The following is a 20,657-nucleotide window of genomic DNA, read 5'->3' as shown; positions in this document are numbered from 1 at the left end:
CACAGTTGCATCATGAGACGCCGCAATGACCTGCCCCGGGGCCCGGAGCCGGAGGCTTGGCTTCCCCGCCGGGACACCACAGTTTTGCTGTTGTCCGCTTCCGTTGAACTGCAAGGCGCTGTGGGGCGGGTCAGTGCTGCCGCCGCCGTCGAGCTGATCGTCGGGGAAGGCTTCGAGAACGTTGCCGGCCGGTGGGACGATGTGGCAGCGGTGTTGGTTGATTCCGCGCTCTTGGCCGACGCGGGGGTGGCGGCGGGACTTGCGGGTTGGCGCGGCCCCACGGCGGTTGTTGGATTTGTCCGGGATTCGGCGCAGATGTGGCAGCAGGCGGAGCTGATGGGTGCCGACCGGGTCGCCATCCTGCCGGATTCCGCGCCCTGGCTGGCGAATTATTTGAGTTGCCTGCGGAATCCTGCCTCGGGGGCCGGGGTGGTCGGCATTGTGGGCGGCTGCGGCGGGGCTGGTGCCTCGACGCTTGCGGTGCTGGTGGCAGCCGAGGCTGCGCGGCGGGGCACCCGGACGTTGCTGGTTGACGGGGACCCCTGGGGTGGCGGCCTGTGCGCTGCGTTGTCGGCGGAAGACACCCCGGGCTTGCGTTGGCCGGAGCTCCTGCGGGCTTCCGGGGCCATCAACCCAGAGCACTTGGCCGCCTCGCTTCCGCAGCTTGCCGGGTTGACGCTGCTGTCGTGGGACAGCGTCCAAAGACCAGCTCGAGTCCAGGCGGCGGGCAGTGCTGTCGCGGACTCTTCCCTCGGTGCGATGCCTGTTGGGAGTGGCCCCGTTGCGGCCCCGGGCGGGGTCCAAACCGCCGAGGGGGAGGTCATGCGTGCCGCCCGGGGAGCCTATGGGCTGGTTGTGGTTGATTTGGGCAGGACTCCCGATGCCTTCAATTCGCTGGCCCGGCAGTGCAACGGCTTGGTGGTGGTCGTTCCGGCACGGGCCAGGGCTGCCGCCGCAGCCCTGCAAATGCTGGATGTGCTGCCGCCCATGCCAGTGGCGGCAGTCGTGCGCGGACCACTCGGGGAGGGGCTCGATGCCACGATGGTGGCTGCCGCGGTGGGGCTGCCACTGGTTGGCCGGCTGCCCAGGCTGCGCGGAGTGGCGGAGGCGCTGGAATCCCAACGACTGCCGGAACTGTTGCGGCGTCGGCCGGTGCGGACCCTTGTTGCCAACGTCCTGGTCTGGATGGCAGGGGACACGCCAAGCAGGGCCCGGACTCCGGGGATGACCAAACAGTGACTGCGCAGAAGCCGTCGGAGGACCGAGCCCGGGGGCCGTGGGACGGCGCCGTGGACGCGCAACTGTTGGACGTTGTCAGACGCAGCGTCCTGGCCCAGTCAGGTCCGGTGACGGACCTTCAAGTGGCTGCAGCCGTCAGGGAAAGCGGCAGGCTGCTCGGTGCGGCCGGATCCCTGGTGGCCATGGAACGGATTGCAGCCGAACTCAACGGGCTGGGCCCGCTGCAGGGATTGGTGAAGGATCCCGACGTGACTGACATCTTTGTCAACGCCCCGGACTCGGTATGGCAGGACCGCGGGGCCGGGCCGGAACGGGTGTCGGTGGGGTTTTCCGGCGAGGGCGAGCTGCGTGCGCTCGCCGTGCGGCTCGTTGCCAGCGGTGGGCGCAGGCTCGATGAAGGCAGCCCGTGCGTTGATGTGAAGATTGCCTCCGGATACCGCATTCACGCGGTCCTGCCGCCCATCTCCGCCGCAGGAACCCTCCTGTCCATCCGCATCAAACGCCGCACAGTGCTGACCCTGGCCCAAATGGTTGCCGCGGGAAGCATCGAGCCCCTGTTCGCAAAGGTGCTGGTTGCCGTGGTTGGGCACCGGCTGAACTTTCTCATCAGCGGGGCAACGGGTGCCGGAAAGACCACCCTGTTGTCGACGCTCCTGGGGCTTTGCCCTGCGCGGGACAGGCTGGTCCTCATCGAGGATGCTGCCGAATTGGAGCCGGAACACCCCCACGTGGTGACGCTGGAGGCCCGTCACGAAAACGCTGAAGGCGCTGGGGCCGTGGACTTGGCGGAACTGGTGCGCCAGGCCCTGCGCATGAATCCCGGCCGGCTCATTGTGGGCGAGTGCCGCGGCAGGGAGGTCCGCGAACTGTTGATGGCGATGAACACCGGGCACAGCGGGGGAGGCGGGACCATCCACGCCAACAGCGCCCGTGATGTGCCCGCCCGGCTTGCCGCCCTGGGAGCCCTCGCCGCGATGACACCTGAAGCGGTGTTCCTGCAAGGGGCCAGCGCCCTTGACGTCGTCATTCATTTGACCAGGGCCAAGGGACGCCGCATGGTGGCCGAGATTGCCGTGGTGGAATTGCGCAACGGCAGGCTGGAGGTTGTCCCTGCCCTGTCGCTGGCGGCCTGTGTGGATGGTGCTGGGCAGGAGACCGGCGCACGGGAAGGCCGACGGCGGGACGCCGCCGACCGTGGGGGAAGGCACTCCGGCCCAGTTGCCGGCCCGGGTGCCGGCAAGTCCGCCGGGAAGCCCGCCAACCGGCCTGCCGGACTGATGGCCGGACTGGTCCAAGGTCCAGGCTGGCCGCCGCTCGCGGCGAGGCTGGGTCTGGAGGAACTTCTGGACGATCCGCCGTGTCGTGACAACGCTGTCCCCACGACAGTCAAACAGCCATGAACGCCCTTTTGGTGCTGGTCCTGTCAAGCACAGCGTGCTTGCTCTTCGCCGGCCGCAGATTGCCATGGCGGACACCTCCACGGGGGCCCGCAAGAAACGACCGCGGCGCCTTTGCCCGAAATCGCCACCCGCCGCAAGAGTCGCTTCCGCGGCTTGTCCGCCAACTGGCATCCCTGCTGGCGGCAGGACGCACCGGAGCAATTCTTTGGGGCGCCATGGCGCAGGTGCTGGCCGCGGAACAACTCCGTGCCCAAGGCGCGGCCGGAGCCAGGGGCCGATCCGGATTCGGAGCCGGAAATTCGGCCCGGGCAGCAGGCGCCCCGCGGCAACAGTTGGCGGGCACGGGACAGGCCGGGCAATCAGCTCCGGAGCCGGATGCCACACTTTTGCTGGTGCTGGAGGTCCAACGAGCCAGTGCCATGGGGCTGCCAACCGCGGCTGCAATACGCAGTGCCTGCCGCGAATCCGCCGGCCACGGTGGCTGGCGCCGCCCGGGCAGCGGAACCCTGACAGGTCAGCAGCACAGGACGTGGCTGGAGGTGGCTGCATGTTTTGAGGTGTGCGAGGCCAGCGGGGCTCCCGTCGCTGCCGTCCTGGACCGATTGGCCGCCGCACTCGAGGCCGATTATGACGCTGCCGCCTTGCGGACAACTGCGCTCGCAGGACCTCGGGCCACCGTGCGGCTGTTGAGCTGGCTGCCTTTCGTCGGGCTGGGGCTGGGCATGCTGATGGGTGTGGACCCGTTGGCGGCGTTGTTTGGCAGCCCGGTGGGGTGGACAGTCCTGGCTGCTGGTGTGGGGTTTGCTGTCGCGGGCAGGACTTGGTCGGCAAAAATGATCTCCGCCGCCGCACGTCCCGTGCAAGCCCTGCCCGGACGGAGGCGTTAGCCGTGGGTGCAGCCGTGGTCCTGGTGCTGGCCGCACTGGCAGTCCTGTGCCTGTGGGGTGCGTCCCCTGGCGGCACGGGCCGGGGGATGCCCTTCCGAGCCATGAATCAGAATTCCAAAAATGCCGGCATTGACGATGGCCCGGGAATGCACGGCCTCGCGGTCGGTCGCGGCAGCGCAGCGCCCGTGGTGCCCGGAGGAGTGGCTTCGGTGCCGCTCCTGCTGGAATTGCTGGGCAGTGCGCTGGACTCCGGGCTGACGGTCCAAAACGCATTGCGGGTGGTGGCTGAGGTGTCGGAGCCGGGCCTGCGCGGGAGCCTGCTGCGGGTGGTCGCGGGCCTGGAGATCGGGGCATCATGGCACAACTCGTGGGAGGGGAATCTGGCCCGCGGCGAGCTCACCCAAATCCATGACGCCCTGAGCTTTGGTGCCCTGACCGGTGCGTCCGCGGCCCCCTTGCTTTACGCCGAGGCGAAACAATGCCGCACGTGTGCCGCCCGCACTGCGGAGAAGCGCGCAGCAGCACTGGGCGTGAAGCTTGTCCTCCCGCTCGGGCTATGCTCGCTGCCGGCCTTCATAGCTTTGGGAGTCGTGCCCGTGGTGATGGCCATGATCCCCGCTTTCTGAGGTGGCTGGGTCTTCTGTGGGCGGGGGACATATGCCACGCCTGTCAACGTGTGGACAGCTGTGGGGGACGTCGCAGGCACGTTCATTCATCCACAGGCACTGCTGGCCCCCGGGCAGTCCACCAATCGCCAAAGTGGCCTTTCGCGGGATCGTTCCGGGGAGAAGAGTTGCAGCAACAGCTTGAACCGGGCAGTTCTCACAGCAGGAACCGGCCCCGGAATTCGAACTGGGGCAGCGCCGGTGCCAGCGGACGTCAAACAGCTTTTTGACCAGTCGCTTCGGCAAGACGCATGGCCTGAAACCGAGAATCAGCACTTGATATGAGGAGTGGAAATGGACAGCAACGACGTCGTCAGAGGGCTCGTTCCCGGGACGGAAGGCGCTCTTGGCGCCGAAAACATCCGGGAGATCTTTCCTGGGGCAAGCACGAACACGCCCGTGGTGAACCGCTCAGCCGGCCCACGCCCGGCGGGGGCTCCGGGGCAGGGGACACGGTGGGCAAAGTCAGGCTTGGATGCGGGGATGGCGACTGCGGAATACGCCATCGCAACGCTGGCCGCCGTGGGGTTTGCCGGGCTTCTTGTCGTGATCCTCAAGAGCGATGAAGTGCGGGGATTCCTCCTGAACATCATTCGCACGGCACTGAGTTTCTAGCCGCACAGGCAACAAAGAAGGGGCCGGCATGCAATTGGAAAGCCAGGACCGGGCCACGGCTCGAATCCCTCTCCCGGGCCAAACACCGTCCCCGGCCCATGCCCGCCGACGGGGCGGGGCCGCCGGACGGTGCGGCGCAACAGCCCCGCGGGGGTCGGTGACCGCCGAATTGGCTGTGGTTCTCCCAGCGATTACCGTGCTGCTGGCCATTCTCCTGCTCAGTGCCTCCGCCGGTCTCCTCCAGCTGCGCTTGGAAGAAGGCGCCAGGGCCGGAGCACGCGCCCTGGCCCGTGGCGACTCGACAGCGCAGGTCCAAGAGATTGTTGCCCGGGTGTCGGGCGTGCAGGCGGTTGCTGCAGTGGGAAATGCCGGAGGCTATGCCACTGTCACCGTCGAGGGCAGGGTCGGCGGGGTTCTGTCGGGCCTGGTTCCCTGGACGCAGACTGCACACGCCAGCGCCAAAGTTGAAGCACGGAACCACGCGGGAGTAGTCCAGCGGGAGCCGGAAATTCTGCCCTTGAACCAAGGCAAAGCAGTCCACAAGCCGGCACTGTGGCGGTGGGTGGCTGATCCGGGCTGCCAGCTGGGCACTGGTTTGTGCGCAAACACCGCCGCCCAGAACAGGACCCTTGATGGCCGGGGATGAGGAAGGCTCCGGAACGGTTTTGGCCGCTGGGCTTGCACTTGCCATGCTGTTGCTCTTGGCACTGGTGCTCGGACTTGGCCAAGCGGCAGTCGCAGCAGCCAAGGCGGCCACCGCCGCGGATCTGGCGGCGCTTGCGGCGGCGGATGCCTACAGGGGGCTTGTGCCTGGGGAACCCTGCGGGATTGCCGCCGACGTGGCAGCGCGACACGGGGCAGTACTGCTCGCGTGCACGTTGGCAGGCGACCTGTCAGTGCAGGTTCAGGTGCAGGGCGCGGCCGGTGTCATGGTGCCGTGGCCGGCATCAGGCAAGGCAAGGGCGGGCCCGCCACCGGACTCCGTCGGTCCCGGCCCACCATCCTGACGGCATGCCACCTGCCATTCATCACGGGCCGTTCCAATGCCGGGCCCCGCGTGTGCACCTTGAAAATTGAACAGCGAAATCACGCAGGCGCGTTGTTGAGCAGGATTTTAAGCAGCAAGACCGCACCGGCTTTGTCCAGGGGATTGTTCTTGTTGCCGCATTTGGGCGACTGGACACAGGAGGGGCACCCCGACTGGCATTCACAGGCCTCGATGGCGTCCATGGTGGCCTTGAGCCACACCCGGGCCATGTCGAAGCCCCGCTCGGCAAATCCAGCCCCGCCGGGATGGCCGTCGTAGACAAAAATTGTCGGCTGACCGGTATCCGCGTGAATGGCAGTGGACACCCCGCCAACGTCCCACCTGTCACTGGAGGCAACCAGGGGGAGCAGGCCGATGGCGGCGTGTTCGGCGGCGTGCAGGGCGCCCGGAAATTGTGGTTCGACCAATCCGCCGGCCAGCAGCGTTGCGTTGTCCATGGTGAACCAGACAGCCTTGGTGAACAGGTCCCGGGCCTCCAGCTCCAGCGGTTCCTCGCCCAGCACCTCGTTGGAAATGAGGGCCTTGCGTTGGAAGGACACAACCTGGGTTTGCACCTGGACAGCACCAAAATGCATCTCGACAGGACCCCACAACTCGTGCTTAGTCGATTCCAGCACCTCGATCTGGGTGACGTCACGGGCAGTGGTGTAAAAATCGGGGGTGCCCCGGCGGACCAGCGCGCAGTGGTCTGCTTCGTTGAGCTCAAGCACCACATAATTTGTGCCCTGGTGAACGTACACGGCGCCGGTGTGGGCCTGGTAGTGGGATTGTGGTGAGCCCATGGTTCCCAGCAGGGCTCCGGTATCAGCCTCAATGATGTTGATGGGTCCGCCGCCGTCCTCACGCAGGTTCACCATGGCTGCCGCGCTTTGCGGATGTGTCCAGAACCAGCCGGCCGGGCGTTTGCGCAGATAGCCCTGGGCCACCAATTGGTCAAGCAGGGCCGGCGTGCTGGCGTCGAACAGGGCCAAGTCCTGCTGGGTGATGGGCAGTTCTGCGGCAGCCGCGCACAGATGCGGGCCCAGCACGTAGGGGTTCGCGGGATCGAAGACTGTGGCCTCGACGGCCCGGTCAAAAATGGCTTCGGGGTGGTGGACCAGGAAAGTGTCCAAGGGGTCGTCACTGGCAACAAAGGCAGCCAAGGCGTCTTGGCCTGCCCGGCCGGCCCGGCCGATTTGCTGGAAAAAGGACGCCCTGGTGCCCGGCCAGCCGGCAACCAGCACAGCATCCAGTCCGGAGATGTCGATGCCCAGCTCCAGGGCGGAAGTGCTGGAAACACCCAGCAGGTCACCGGCACGCAGGGCCTTCTCCAACTCCCGCCGTTCCTCGGGCAGATATCCCGAGCGGTAGGCGGCCACGCGCGGCGGCAGGCTGGGGTCGACGTCGTCCAGGAGCCGTTTGGTCACGCTGGCAATGGTTTCGGCACCGCGCCGGGACTTGATGAAGGCAATGGTGCGCACATGTGACGACACCAGGTTGGCCAGCAGGTCGGAGGTTTCAGAAATGGCGGTTCGCCGCGACTTGGCCCCGTTCTCACCCTTGAAATCCGTGAGCTCCGGCTCCCACAATGCCACTGTGGTTGCGCCGTGGGGGGAGCAGTCCTCGGTGATGGTTGTGACGGCCGCACCGATGAGCCGGGCGAAGGACGTGCCGGGATCAGCCGAGGTGGCGGAGGCCCCGATAAATACGGGATTTGATCCGTAGTGGGCGCAAATACGGCGGAGCCGACGCAGGAGCACAGCCACATTCGAGCCGAAAACGCCGCGGTAGCTGTGGGCTTCGTCGATGACAACGTATTTCAGGCGTTTGAAGAAGCGGGCCCACCACGTGTGGTTGGGCAGCACGCCGAAGTGCAGCATGTCGGGGTTGCACAGGATGAAATTGCTGTGGTCGCGAATCCAGCGCCTGTCGGCCGGGGCAGTGTCGCCGTCGTAGGTGGCGGCGCGGAGCGTGGGCAGCTTCAGTGAGTTCAGTGCAGCCAGCTGGTCTGCCGCGAGCGCCTTGGTGGGCGAGAGGTACAGGGCAACGGCGCCGTCGGACTCGAGCAGGCCGGGATTTTCAGCCACCCGCAGTGCGGCCCTGTGGACGGCGTCAATGGCGGGCAGCTGATAGGCCAGGGATTTTCCGGACGCAGTGCCGGTGGCGATCACTGTGTGTTGGCCGTCATGGGCGGCGTTGGCGCCTGCCACCTGGTGGCGCCACGGTTCGGTGACGCCAAGGAAGGAATACGCGCTGACAAGGTCGGGATGGACCCAGTCCGGCCACGGCTCGTTGACTGCCTGCCGGGCAGGAATTCTGCGGACGTGCTGCAATTGTGCAGGGTTCGGTCCTCCGCCGAGCAGCGAGATCAACGAATTATTGGTGGGCATCCCATCATTGTGCCACCGCGGCCGTCACAGCCTGGCCATCTCAGCCAGCCGTTCCTTGGGCACCAGGATCGTGACGGGGCTCAGGCTGGCCCAGCCAAGTTTGCTGTACAGGCTTTGTCCGCTGGCGCTGGCCACCAGCAATCCAGTGGTGACAGGGTAGTCCAGGGCCCGTGCGGTGAGAGTTTTCATCATCAGCATTCCGAAGCCGCGACGGCGGTGTGCGGGCCGGGTCTTGAGCCCGTCAAAGATTGCGTAGTCACCGTAGATGCCCACTGTGCCGCTGGCCATGACTGTTTCGCCACGCACGATGGCTACTGAAAATCGGGCTTGGCACGCAGAGGCGCTGCGCTTGCCACCAATGTCCTTGACGACCAGCGCCAGCTCGGGATCACCGAGAAACGGATCCTGGTTGTCCTGGTTGTCCATGTCGCACACCATGAGGCGTTCAGACGTTGAGATCATTCCCATGCCGCACCGGTGTGCCAATTTCACGTAGTCGTGCACATTGGGTCCGATGACGCACAGGGCCCGACGTGCGGACGTCGTCACTTCGGCCGCCAGGGCGGTAAACGCAGCTGGTGCAGGGTCGCAGGTGAAGTATTCCCAGTCTCCGCTGCGGTCCAGGCGCAAGGCGGCCCAGTACCCCGGCCCGCTGCGGCTTTGATAGCTTCGCAGCGCACTCCAGCCGGTAAACCATGCTGCTGCATGATCTGTCAGCTCAGTGGAAGCTACCATCATGTCTCCAGCCTATGCCCGGACGGCGGGACCGGCTATTTACGCCGCCATTTGGTCGCACAAAGTAGGCTTTAATACGTGTCGATGAACAAGATTGTGCTCTTTTACGGTTTTACCCCCCTGAGTGATCCGGAAGCGATCAAGCTGTGGCAGCGTGCCCTGTGCGAGAAGTTGAGCCTGAAGGGGCGCATCATCATCTCCAAGGATGGCATCAACGCCACGGTTGGCGGTGACATCAAGGACCTCAAACAGTATTTGAAGACGACGCGTGAATACCCGGGTTTCAAAAACATGGACATCAAATGGTCCGACGGCGCCGCCGATGACTTCCCCCGCCTGAGCGTGAAGGCCCGCGAGGAAATCGTCAGCTTCGGCGCCCCCGGAGAACTGCAGGTCGATGAAAATGGGGTGGTGGGCGGCGGCACCCACCTCCAACCGGAAGAACTTCACGAACTCGTGGCAGCCAAGGAAGCCGGCGGCGAGGAAGTGGTGTTCTTTGACGGCCGCAACGCCTTTGAAGCGCAGATCGGCAGGTTCAAGAACGCCATTGTGCCCGACGTCGACACCACCCAAGACTTCATCAAAGAACTGGACTCCGGCAAATACGACGACCTCAAGGACAAGCCCGTCGTCACCTACTGCACCGGCGGCATCCGTTGCGAGGTCCTGAGCTCACTCATGGTCAACCGCGGCTTCAAGGAGGTCTACCAGATGGACGGCGGGATCGTCCGCTACGGCGAAACCTTCAAGGACAAGGGCCTCTGGGAAGGCTCGCTGTACGTATTCGACAAGCGCATGCACATGGAGTTCAGCGACGATGCGAAGGAAATCGGCCACTGCATCCGCTGCAACACCCCCAGCAACAAATTTGAAAACTGCTCCAACCCCAGCTGCCGGAACCTGAACCTCTACTGCACCGAGTGCGCCAGCGCCCCGGAAACCCTCCAATGCCCGCAGGGCTGCACCGACTAATCCCCACGCCCTCCCGGAACTCGTGCCTCGCCCCGGGGCCCTCGGGCGCGTGGCCCCATCCACGCCCTCCCGGAACTCGTGCCTCGCCCCCAGCACGACGCCGGACACCCGCGGCGGGTGCCCGGCGAACCCGCCGCCGTGGCAGGGCAGGCGGGCTAAACCGGGATCAGTTCCAATGTTGGCCCGTCATGCAACGCCAGATAGACGCGGTTGCGCAGTGCGTTGGCTTCGGCCGAGGTGAGCGTGCGCTCCAGCGACTGCAGCGTCAGCCGCAGCAGCACATTGGCTTGGCCCGGCACAAGGCCAAGCCGCGAAACGGCACCTGCCGGCAGTGCGGCAGCAGGTGTCACTGCCAGCAGCTGCAGCCCGGCCAGCACGTCCGCCTCCACACCCAAGGCCGAACGTGCCGCATCCCCCAAAACCTCGGCATCGACGTCGTCCGAGCACACTAGGGACAAATCCCGGCGCACAGGAGGCATGGCCGAAACCGGGCTGTAGGGCGACAGGTCAGCCATCTGTGCGGCTACCCGGGGATCGGCGGAGCGCAGCAGCCGGATGTCGTCGATGCCCTTGCGCAGCATCAGCGCCCGGTCCAGGCCCATGCCCAGCGCCAGCCCGCCCCAGCGCCGGGGATCGAGACCGGAGGCCCGCAACACCGAGGCGGCAACCAGCCCGGCTTCGGCCAGCTCCAGCCACTCCCCGCGGACCTGGACGTCCAGCTGGACGCCGGCCGTCGTATACGGGTGGGCGCTGGGCACGGCACGCCAGCGCGCACCCGGCAGGATAGCCTCAACCACGGTGCCAAGCATGTCAGTCAGATCGGGCACGCCGAGGAGCCCGCGCGAGCGCAGCCGCCACAAGTCCACCTGGTGCGGCGTGCCCACGTGGGTGCGGTCCACGGCATCGCGCCGGTACACGAGCCCGGGCAGCACCTGCAGGGTGTCGGACCGGCCCAGTTCGGGCAGCAGCGAATCCAGCACCGCCGGCATGCCCGCCGACGTGTGGCTGCGGAGCATGACGGTGGGGCTGACGTGGCGGGAATAGCGTGAATCGCGGGTGACGTCGTGGGGGCTGAAGCCGAGTCGGTCGTAGTTGTCGCGCACCGAGACCAGGGGGCTGGGCCGGTGTTCGGCAACGGGCACGCCCCAGAGCGCGGCCAGGGCGTCAGTGACCGAGGCGAGCATGGCCGACATGGCGTGGCCGGAAGCGGGCTCGCTCAGGTTGGCAATGGACAGGGCCGAGTGCAGTTCGGCAGGGGAAAGGTAAGCATGCATGGGTGAATCCTTTGGATATCCGGAGGCGGTGGGTGGGAACCCCTCAGTCGCTGCCGGATGGACTCAGCGCGTCAGCGAAGCAGCCCATGCGGCCAAGGACGGCCGAGGGCAGGTAAATCGCTGAACAGTTTGCATGCCCCCATGCTACGCCCGTCGGGACCGCCAGGACTCGATAAACTGTTCCAATGACTGATTTCGCCACCGTTCCCGACGCCCCGCGCAGCGACAACTTGGCCCTCCTTGCCGCCCTGGCCGCCGACCTCACCGCCATCAATTACACGGTCGACGGCGTGGCGGAGCTCCTGGGCGACGACGCCAACCAGGCGCTGGCCCGGGACCAGACGGTGCCGGCCGCGTTGGTGCTGCGGCACAACAACGAACCGTTGGCAGTGGCGGTCAAGCTGTGGCTATTGGCGCAAACGCCCACCCGTGCAGAGGTGGCGGCGGCGCTGCCCAGCCTTGACCTGGAGACGCTGTTTTCCCTGGGTCTGCTGGAACCCGACCATGACCCGGCACAGGTGCGCGCCGCCGTCGACCTGCGTCCCTACGGCTGGCCCGCCAGCGTGGAAGGCGGGACGGACACGAATTTGTGGGTGGCCAGTGACCTCGGCGCCCACCAGCGTCCTGGCGTGCTCCGCAGGGACCACGTCCTGGGCATCGGCCAGGCCTCGCTGACACTGGCCCAGGGCACCATTCGCCGCGACGTGGGACGGGCGCTGGATCTGGGCACCGGCTGCGGCATCCAGCTGTTCCACCTGCTGCACCACGCCAACACTGTTGTGGCCACCGACATTTCGGAGCGGGCGCTCGCCTTCACCCGTTTCAACCTGGTCCTGAACGCGCCGGCGCTGGGACTGGGCGATGCAGATTTCGACGCAGGCAACCCCCGGGCCCGCGTGTCCCTGCGCCTGGGCAGCCTGTTGGAACCCGTCGCCGGGGAGCGCTTCGACCTTGTCGTCTCCAACCCGCCCTTCGTCATCACCCCGCGCCACCGCGGCGAGCAAAGCACGGACCAGTTCACCTACCGCGACGGCGGCATGGCCGGAGATGCCATTGTTGAGACGCTCGTCCGCGAACTGCCCACCATCCTCACCCCGGGCGGCACGGCGCAGATGCTTGGCAACTGGGAGATTTCCCCGAGCCCCGCGGACGACGGCGGCACCCAGGCCCAGTGGCATGCCCGCCCCTCGCAGTGGCTGGCACCGGGCACCGACGCCTGGCTCATCCAGCGCGAGCAGGTGTCTCCCGGCGGCTATGCCGAAACCTGGCTGCAAGATGCTTCGCAGGGTCGCGATTCAGCGACGTATGCAGAGGCCTACGAGGACTACCTGCTCGATTTTGCCGCACGCAACGTGGTGGGAATCGGCTTCGGCTACATCCTGCTGCGCCGCCCCGCCGCGGACGAGCAGGCCGGTGCACCGCGTTTTGAGGAAATCCTCTACCCCATTGAGCAGCCTGTTGGCCCGCACCTGGCCAATGCCTTGGACCGCCAGCAGTGGCTCGCGGAACACGACGGAATCCAGGACGCCTACCTGCTTGTCGCGGACGACGTGACCGAAGAGCGCCACCAACAACCCGGTGCCGAACACCCGGGCGTGATCCTGCTCCGCCAGGGCGCTGGCCTGCGGCGGACCAATTTAATGAGCACCGAGCTGGCCGGCTTCGTCTCGGCGTGCGACGGCGACCTCACCGCCGGGCAGATCATCGGCGCCCTGGCCGTGCTTCTGGAACGTGACGATCCGGAATTTGCGGACGCACTCACCGGCGAGGTCCGCAACCTTGTGCGCGACGGATTCCTGCTTCCCAGCGATTGATGTGACGGCGTTCCCCGCCATTCCTCCCTTCGTGCTGCGCGAGGGTTTGGGAAAATAGCCCCATTGCTGCGCGAGGGTTGGGAAAAGGGCGGGGAGTAGCGTGGGGTGGGCAGGCAGTCGGCAATGATGGCCCGGGAGGCACCATGGTACTTAGTCCCAACGCGCCCTGGTGGGCGCTGCTGCTGTGCCTGCTGGCCGCCGTCGTGCTTCCGACGCTGATTGGGCTGGAGCGCCAGACGAGCAACAAGTCCGCCGGCATGCGCACGCACGCCCTGGTGGGGCTCGGCGCCGCCTTGTTTGTCATTGTCAGCAAGTACGGTTTTTCCGATGTCGTGGAAACCAGCCTTGTGAGGTTGGACCCATCCAGGGTGGCGGCGCAGATTGTGTCGGGGATCGGTTTCATCGGTGCCGGGCTCGTGTTTGTGCGCAGGAACAAGGTGCGCGGGCTGACAACAGCCTCGTCCATCTGGCTTACTGCGGCGGTGGGCTCGGCGGCCGGTGCCGGGCTGCTGCTGCCTGCCGCCTTTGCCACGGGCGCGTATTTTCTGGTGGTGGTGGTCTACGCGAAAGTGATCAACCGGCTGCGGCTGTCCGGGCGGCGCTATCACGTGCTGCAGGTGAGCTATGTGGACGGAACCGGGTCGCTGCGGGAGATTCTGCAGGTGTGCACCGGCCTGGGGTTTCAAATTCTGGGGTTCACCACAAGGTCCCTCGACCACGGAAGCGGCGGTGTCATGGGCCGGCTGGCCAACGATGAAGCTGATGCCGGGAACCCAAATTTGGTTGAAGTTGAACTTGAAATTGAGGGGCTTGGTTCCCGCCACGGGCTGCTTGAGGCGTTGTCGTCGCTGCCCACCATCAAGGCCATTTCCTTTGACGATGAAAACGAATAACCAGCCCATTCGGGCCCCCGCCGGGACACAGTTTTTTGACCCCGGTTTCCCAAGCAATACGCGTTCGCGGTAAAAATATGGTGAACTAGGCTCTTGGGGACGCCGTTCGTCCACCTTTCATTCCCCGTAGGAGTACCGTGCCCAGCAAGGCAGCAGCCAGCAAGCCAAAGACCGGCAAAAAGCTCGTAATCGTAGAGTCCCCTGCCAAAAGCAAGACCATCGCCAAGTACCTGGGCGAGGGTTTCGTCGTCGAAGCCTCGATCGGGCACATCCGCGACCTGCCGCAGCCTTCCGAGCTGCCCGCGGAGCTGAAGAAGTCCTCGATTGGCAAGTTTGCCGTCGACCTTGAGAACAACTTCAAGCCGTACTACGTCATCTCCTCTGACAAGAAGAAGAAGGTGGCAGAGCTCAAGGCACAGCTCAAGGACGCCGACGAACTCTACCTCGCAACAGATGGGGATCGTGAGGGCGAAGCCATCGCCTGGCACCTGCTTGAGGTGCTCAAACCCAAGGTTCCCGTCTACCGCATGACCTTTGCTGAAATCACCAAGGAGTCGCTGCAGCGCGCCTTGGGGAACCTGCGCGAACTGGACACCGACCTGGTGGATGCCCAGGAAACCCGTCGCGTCGTCGACCGGTTGTATGGGTACGAACTTTCCCCCGTGTTGTGGCGCAAGGTCGCGCCGAAGCTCTCTGCCGGCCGGGTGCAGTCCGTTGTGACCCGCATGGTGGTTGAGCGCGAGCGCGACCGCATGGCGTTCCGCTCGGCCAATTACTGGGACCTGGCGGGCACATTCAGCCCCGTGGATGGCCAGGAGCCGTTCAACGCCAAATTGGCGGCACTTGACGGCCGCCGGGTTGCCTCCGGACGTGACTTTAACGACAAGGGTGAGCTGACAGGCAGGAATGTCGCCCACCTCGACGAGGTTGCCGCCAAGGCCCTCGCCTCGGCCCTGCAGGACGTGCGCTTTTCCGTGCGCTCGGTCGAACACAAGCCCTACACCCGCCGCCCCGCCCCGCCGTTTACGACGTCGACCCTGCAGCAGGAGGCAGGGCGCAAGCTGCGCTTCTCCTCCAAGTCGACCATGTCGACCGCCCAGCGCCTGTACGAAAACGGTTACATCACCTATATGCGTACCGATTCATCCTCGCTGAGTGATGAAGCAGTGAATGCAGCGCGGCGACAAGCCTCGGAGCTGTACGGCCCCGAATTTGTGCCCGCCGCCAAGCGTGTCTACACGAACAAGAGCGCAAACGCGCAGGAGGCGCACGAGGCCATCCGCCCCGCCGGTGACTCCTTCCGCACCCCCGCCCAGGTGGCGAGCGCCCTGCGCGGTGACGAATTCAAGCTGTACGAGCTGATCTGGAAGCGCACGGTTGCCTCCCAGATGGCTGACGCCAAGGGTTCGACGGCGACCATCAAGCTGGGTGCCACGGCTGCCGGTGGCGCTGCAGATGGCCAGGATGCCGAGTTCTCGGCTTCGGGTACTGTCATCACCTTCCGCGGCTTCCTGGCCGCGTATGAGGAAGGTCGCGACGAGTCCCGCAACGACTCGGACGATTCGGACCGCCGCCTGCCCAACGTCAAGGAAAAGGATGCCCTGACGGCGTCGGAAGTTCAGGCCAACGGCCACGACACCTCCCCGCCGCCGCGTTTCACGGAAGCATCGCTGACCAAGGAAATGGAAGAGCGCGACATTGGCCGCCCGTCCACCTACGCGTCCACGCTGTCGACCATCATGGACCGCGGCTACGTCCGCAAGCAGGGTTCCGCGCTGGTGCCGAGCTGGATCGCGTTCTCGGTGGTGCGCCTGCTGGAGCTGCACTTCACCGACTACGTGGACTACGAATTCACGGCCGGCATGGAAACCGGCTTGGACAGGATCGCCAACGGCCAGGAGCTGGGCGCTGACTGGCTCAAGCACTTCTACTTCGGCGGCGAGGACAACAAGGGCCTGCAGGCCATTGTGAACAACCTCGGCGAGATCGATGCGCGGGAGATCAACTCCATGCCCATCACCGACACCCTGGTGCTGCGGGTGGGCAAGTTTGGCCCGTACCTGGAGAGCACCGTCCCCACCCTGGATGCCAAGACCGGCGAGATCATTGAGGCCGCCCGTGCCAACGTGCCCGAGGACCTGGCCCCCGACGAGCTCACGCCCGAAAAGGCGCAGGAGCTGATGGACACGGCCGCTCCGGAGGAGCGTGTTCTGGGTGTTGACCCGGTGTCGGGGCACACGGTTGTCTCCAAGAACGGCCGCTACGGCCCCTACGTCACCGAGGTCATCCCCGAGATGACGGCGGAGGAGATCGCCAACCAGCCGATCGAGTATTACAAGAACGGCAAACCGAAGCCGGCCAAGAAGCCTGTCAAGGCCAAGCCGCGCACCGGGTCCCTGTTCAAGACCATGACCGTTGACACCGTCACCCTGGATGAGGCGCTGGCCATCATGAGCCTGCCCAGGGTCCTTGGGGCCGACGCCGAAGGCAATGAGATCACTGTCCAGAACGGCCGCTTTGGCCCGTACCTGAAGAAGGGCTCGGACTCGCGCTCCATCGGCACCGAAGAGGAAATCTTCACCATCACCCCTGAGCAGGCGCTGGAGATCTACTCCCAGCCCAAGCAGCGCGGTGCCCGTGCGGCAGTGCCCCCGCTGGCTGAATTTGGTGAAGACCCCGTCTCGGGTAAGAACATTGTGGTGAAGGAAGGCCGCTTCGGCCCGTACATCACCGACGGCATCACCAACATCACCGTTCCGCGCGGAACCGAGGTTGAAGAGCTGACCCGCGAGACCGCCGTCGAGCTTCTTGCCGACAAGCGCGAACGCGGCCCCGTGAAGCGGACGGCCAAGGCGCCTGCCAAGAAGAAGGCTCCCGCCAAGGCTCCTGCCAAGAAGAAGGCCCCTGCCAAAAAGTAACCGGCTGCGGCCACCGGCCCACCCACCGGGTGCGGCTCGCCGGTGGCTGCGCTGCGCAACACAAAAGCCCCGTTTCCGACGGGGCTTTTGTGTGTCCGGACGCATCCCGCTTTCTGGTTGATAATGTTTGGAAATGATTGAACCGGCAAGAATGAGATCGGTAACATATGGATTTACTTCGATGGTACCCGTAACATGGCTCACGTAGCTCGTCGCCTGTGTTGTGTGTCACGTCGCTTGTTCCTCCGCTGCAAGACCTGGGTGCCCGAGTCCATCTGACCAATCAAGCTTCCATGGGGAGATATGAAAATTCGCCATCGCACGGGCCGAAATGCGGTCGTTGCCGCCCTGACAGCAGCCGCACTGACACTGGCCTCCACCGCCATCGTGCTGCCAGGTGCCAGCGCCGCGGTTGCACCGGCTCTTGTGCCGGCCGTTCTGGCCGCCGCCGCGCCTTCAGGGGCAGTTCCGGTTACCCCAGACGGTGCTCCTCAGACAATCCCCGGCCTGTCCACATGGGCCGCCGGCGCAGGTGAGTTCGCACTGGGTGACGGTGCCAAGGTGATTGGTGCCGACACCGCGTTGACTGGTGATCTGGCCGCACAGCTTTCGGCCGTCCTTGAGCGCGCCGTGGCGACGGCTGCCGCCGGCGCCATTGCGGGGGACCTTGAAGTCGATCTGGACCCTGCCCGCAGCGCCGAACTGGGCGAGGAAGGCTATGAGCTCGTCGTTGGTGACACCATCAAGGTCACGGGCGCCACGGACACCGGCGCTTTTTACGGGACGCAGACAATCCTGCAGCTGATGACCCAGGGCAATCGGGTGAACAGGGGCGCCTCCATTGATGTCCCGAAATACGTGGAACGCGGTGTGGGCTTGTGTGCCTGCCAGCTGACCATCTCCATGGAGTCGCTGGAGCGCACCATGAAGGACATGGCGTACAACAAGATGAACCAGCTGTGGCTGGAAACCAAGGTGAAATCGGACGCCTATCCCAAGGCCAACTTCTGGGCGTACTACACCAAGGCCGAGGCCGCCCAAATTACTGCCTGGGCCAAGAAATACCACATTGAGCTGGTGCTCGAGGTGAACTCCCCAGGACACATGCGGCCGTGGCTGTACGACTACCCGGACCTGCAATTGGTGAACAATGCCGGCGTCAAAAAGGAAAACCAGCTCGACATCACCAAGCCCGAAGCCTTCGAGATGATCACCACGCTCATCGACGAATATGGCGCGGCATTCCCGGACCAGCCATATTGGCACATGGGCGGCGACGAGTACATGATCGGCGACACCTACAGCAACTACTCGCAGTTCGCGGCCTTTGTGGCCGCCAATCCCGAGATCTTCCCGGCTGGTTCAGGCCCGGGCGATGTGTTCATCTGGTTCATGAACAAGGTCAATGACTATGTGAAGTCCACCGGCAGGCAGCTGCGCATTTGGAATGACGGGATCCCCTCGTCCAGCACAGTGCAGCTGGCCAGCGACATCGTCGTGGAGTACTGGTACAAGGGTTCCTCACTGGCAGCCCAGACAGTACTGGAGGCAGGCCATGACGTGCAAAATGCCAGCCAGACGTTTTACTTCAGCCGGCCGGGCGCCTACAACAGGAACCTCACCAATTTGTGGAACTCCGGCTGGACGCCCATGACAATGGATGGCGGGGCTGTCGTGACTGACGTGCCCGGAAAGGGCAAAGTGCTTGGAGCCAAGCTGTCTGCCTGGCCCGACGACACGCCCCTGGCCACCGAAGCGCAGGTCGAGGAACAGATCGCCAGCAGCATGCGATTCCTGGCCCAAGCCACGTGGGGCGGGCCCAAGCCGACCGCCGACTACGCTAAATTCAGCAACTTGAGCAGCATTCTGGGACGGGTTCCGGGGTACAACTCCTATGTTCGCACGCCCGTCGGTGATGGCGGCTACTCCATTGGCACAGACGGCAAATCCGTCAATGCCAGCGGAACTGCAGTGACCCTGTCCACTGCCGCAGGAGATGCCTGGCAGTTTGCAGCCACCGATGACAACTACTACAAGATCAGCACTGACGACGGACAGTGCCTCGCGATGGCCGGGGGCGTGCTGTGGCTGCAGGCCCCGCTGCAGCAGGATCTGGAGCCGTCGTTGTCTGATTGCGCCACCACCGACAGCCGGGTCAAGAATTTGCAGAAGTGGGAGATTTTGGAGGTCGACGGCGGATTCACCATCCGCAATGCCATCACCCAACTGCCGTTGAGCGTGAACGCCTCAGGTGCGTTGACCCAGCAGGCCCCCGACGTGCTGGCCGCCGGTGTCTTCACCTTGGCCGGCGAGGTCTCCACCAGCCTGCTGGCACCTGCCCGTGCGGTGGCCGGAATGCCGGGCGCCGTCACTGTCACTGTCGACAATCGCACCGCCGCCGACATGAACGACACTGTGGTGACTCCCGCAGTCCCGGCCGGCTGGACGGTCGAACCGGCCTCCCTCGCCCTGGGCAGTGTGGCGGCGGGAGCCACCAAGACGGCAGCGTTCACTGTGACTCCGGACGGTGGCGCCAGCTATGGGGAATTTACTGTCTCTGCGGCCACCGCCTACACAACAGGTTCGGAATCGCTTGTCAGCGACTCAAGTGCCACGGGATTGCTGACCTGTTCGGCGGACCCGGTGCGCCCGGTTGCCGCAGCCGTGGACAGCTTCAACAATTCCCAAGGCGAGATCACGCCGGGGGCCAACGCGATTGACGGCGATCCAAACACGTTCTGGGGCACTCCGTGGACACCTTCGAATGTCCCCATGCCCCACACCATCCAGGTTGACCTGGGCAGGGAAATGAGCGTCTGCGCCATCAACCTGCTGCCGCGCCAGGGCGGCTCCTCCGGTGCCGTCAACGGGCGCATCCTGGGCTACGAGCTGTACCTCAGCAACAGCAAGGATGAGCTCGGCGCCAAGATTGCCGAGGGTGAATTGGCCAACAGCAGCGCATGGCAGACAGTGGTTCTGGAGGCCGCGTCGGCAGGTCAGTTCCTGACGGTGAAGGCGCTTTCAGAGCAGGCAGGCCAGCCGTGGACGACACTCGCAGAGTTCACAGTTGATGCTGCCGAGGTGTCCATTGAGCCGACGCCGACGACGGAGCCCACGACACCCACGACCGTCCCCACTGTTGACCCCACTGTGGAGCCCACGGTTGAACCCACGCCGGAGCCGACTGTGGAGCCGACAACCGTGACGTCCCGATCGGCGACGCCGGCAACCACGTCGCCGGCAACAACCACTACGCCTGCGGCGTCGGCCCCGGCGGCGTCCGGCCCATCGATCGTGGCCAAGGATGTCCGCCAGGGACAGGCCACGACGTTCACCGGTTCAGGATTTCTGCCCGGTGAAAACGTGCGCGGAACGGTCCACAGCGATCCTGTCGACCTGGGGTTGGCAGTTGCGGACGCCGACGGCAATGTTTCCTTCAACTGGAACGTGCCGGCCAACTTTGCGCCGGGCAAGCACACAGTGACGCTCAGTGGAGAAACCTCAAAGCGCGCTGTGGAGGTCAGCTTCACCGTGCTGCCCAGCAGCGGAGCAAGCAACAAGGCAGCCAACAATGTCACAGGGGACAACAGCGACGAGCTGGCCCGTACGGGTGCCACCACCATGGCACTCTGGGGAGGCGCGCTGCTCATGGTGCTGCTTGGTGCAGCCGTGGTCCTCGGAACTCGGCGCCGCACAGGGTTGCATAAATAAGCACCCCGTCGGCTGCGTTCAAGTGAAACATTGATCGCAGCGCAGAAGCGCGAACAAGGCAGGCCCGGCGGTGCAGCAACGATACTGTTGGTGCGCCGCCGGGCCCGTTTGCATGGG

General features: G+C 65.2%; 15 protein-coding genes. 12 read left to right on the top strand and 3 right to left on the bottom strand.

All coding sequences use genetic code 11. The annotated features are described in order from the left end of the window. The first annotated feature begins 12 nt into the window (after nt 1-12). From ssd to AC1L6K_RS01115, 7 genes are all read left to right on the top strand, one after another. On the top strand, nt 13-1,239 hold the full coding sequence (ssd, locus tag AC1L6K_RS01145; protein WP_480950918.1) for a septum site-determining protein Ssd: 1,227 nt from the start codon (nt 13-15) through the stop codon (nt 1,237-1,239). Next, entirely contained in the window at nt 1,236-2,639 is a 1,404-nt protein-coding gene (locus AC1L6K_RS01140; RefSeq protein WP_480950917.1) for a TadA family conjugal transfer-associated ATPase, read from the top strand. Before ssd ends, AC1L6K_RS01140 begins: the two co-directional genes overlap by 4 nt. Continuing rightward, entirely contained in the window at nt 2,636-3,526 is an 891-nt protein-coding gene (locus tag AC1L6K_RS01135; protein ID WP_480950916.1) for a type II secretion system F family protein, read from the top strand. The genes AC1L6K_RS01140 and AC1L6K_RS01135 overlap by 4 nt, the downstream gene beginning before the upstream one ends. A gap of 2 nt (nt 3,527-3,528) precedes the next feature. Then, nucleotides 3,529-4,152 (top strand): type II secretion system F family protein, encoded by a 624-nt coding sequence (locus AC1L6K_RS01130; protein WP_480950915.1) that lies wholly within the window; start codon nt 3,529-3,531, stop codon nt 4,150-4,152. 333 nt (nt 4,153-4,485) lie between these two features. Continuing rightward, nucleotides 4,486-4,806 carry a DUF4244 domain-containing protein gene (locus tag AC1L6K_RS01125; RefSeq protein WP_480950914.1) on the top strand — a complete coding sequence of 107 codons (321 nt, stop codon included), beginning with the start codon at nt 4,486-4,488 and terminating at the stop codon, nt 4,804-4,806. Nucleotides 4,807-4,834: 28 nt separating this feature from the next. Next, nucleotides 4,835-5,452, top strand: a complete 618-nt coding sequence (locus AC1L6K_RS01120) for a TadE family type IV pilus minor pilin (protein ID WP_480950913.1) — start codon at nt 4,835-4,837, stop codon at nt 5,450-5,452. After that, nucleotides 5,439-5,813, top strand: a complete 375-nt coding sequence (locus AC1L6K_RS01115; protein ID WP_480950912.1) for an Rv3654c family TadE-like protein — start codon at nt 5,439-5,441, stop codon at nt 5,811-5,813. Before AC1L6K_RS01120 ends, AC1L6K_RS01115 begins: the two co-directional genes overlap by 14 nt. Before the next feature lie 79 nt (nt 5,814-5,892). On the opposite strand, the gene AC1L6K_RS01110 is transcribed toward AC1L6K_RS01115, so the two are convergent. Then, nucleotides 5,893-8,223, bottom strand: a complete 2,331-nt coding sequence (locus AC1L6K_RS01110; protein ID WP_480950911.1) for a DEAD/DEAH box helicase — start codon at nt 8,221-8,223, stop codon at nt 5,893-5,895. A gap of 24 nt (nt 8,224-8,247) precedes the next feature. Further along, complete coding sequence (locus tag AC1L6K_RS01105) at nt 8,248-8,961, bottom strand: GNAT family N-acetyltransferase (protein ID WP_480950910.1); 714 nt, start codon at nt 8,959-8,961, stop codon at nt 8,248-8,250. Nucleotides 8,962-9,036: 75 nt separating this feature from the next. Here AC1L6K_RS01105 and trhO point away from each other — a divergent pair, with 75 nt between their 5' ends. Next, nucleotides 9,037-9,930 (top strand): oxygen-dependent tRNA uridine(34) hydroxylase TrhO, encoded by an 894-nt coding sequence (gene trhO / locus AC1L6K_RS01100; RefSeq protein ID WP_480950909.1) that lies wholly within the window; start codon nt 9,037-9,039, stop codon nt 9,928-9,930. Nucleotides 9,931-10,085: 155 nt separating this feature from the next. Here the strand turns inward: trhO and srmL are convergent, their stop codons facing one another. Then, nucleotides 10,086-11,204 carry a PheS-related mystery ligase SrmL gene (gene srmL, locus AC1L6K_RS01095; RefSeq protein WP_480950908.1) on the bottom strand — a complete coding sequence of 373 codons (1,119 nt, stop codon included), beginning with the start codon at nt 11,202-11,204 and terminating at the stop codon, nt 10,086-10,088. Between the two features lie 185 nt (nt 11,205-11,389). On the opposite strand from srmL, the gene AC1L6K_RS01090 reads away from it, so the two are divergent. The 4 genes from AC1L6K_RS01090 (at nt 11,390) to AC1L6K_RS01075 (ending at nt 20,540) form a co-directional block, all read left to right on the top strand. Beyond that, on the top strand, nt 11,390-13,018 hold the full coding sequence (locus tag AC1L6K_RS01090) for a DUF7059 domain-containing protein (protein WP_480950907.1): 1,629 nt from the start codon (nt 11,390-11,392) through the stop codon (nt 13,016-13,018). Nucleotides 13,019-13,161: 143 nt separating this feature from the next. Beyond that, on the top strand, nt 13,162-13,911 hold the full coding sequence (locus tag AC1L6K_RS01085; protein ID WP_480950906.1) for an MgtC/SapB family protein: 750 nt from the start codon (nt 13,162-13,164) through the stop codon (nt 13,909-13,911). Nucleotides 13,912-14,048: 137 nt separating this feature from the next. After that, nucleotides 14,049-16,829 (top strand): type I DNA topoisomerase, encoded by a 2,781-nt coding sequence (gene topA / locus AC1L6K_RS01080; RefSeq protein ID WP_480950905.1) that lies wholly within the window; start codon nt 14,049-14,051, stop codon nt 16,827-16,829. A gap of 303 nt (nt 16,830-17,132) precedes the next feature. Continuing rightward, nucleotides 17,133-20,540, top strand: a complete 3,408-nt coding sequence (locus AC1L6K_RS01075; protein WP_480950904.1) for a family 20 glycosylhydrolase — start codon at nt 17,133-17,135, stop codon at nt 20,538-20,540. Nucleotides 20,541-20,657: the final 117 nt, after the last annotated feature.

It is taken from the genome of Specibacter sp. BI4 (genome assembly GCF_056680095.1).
Note: the sequence above shows the minus strand (reverse complement) of the source record. Positions and strands in the feature narration are given on the sequence as shown.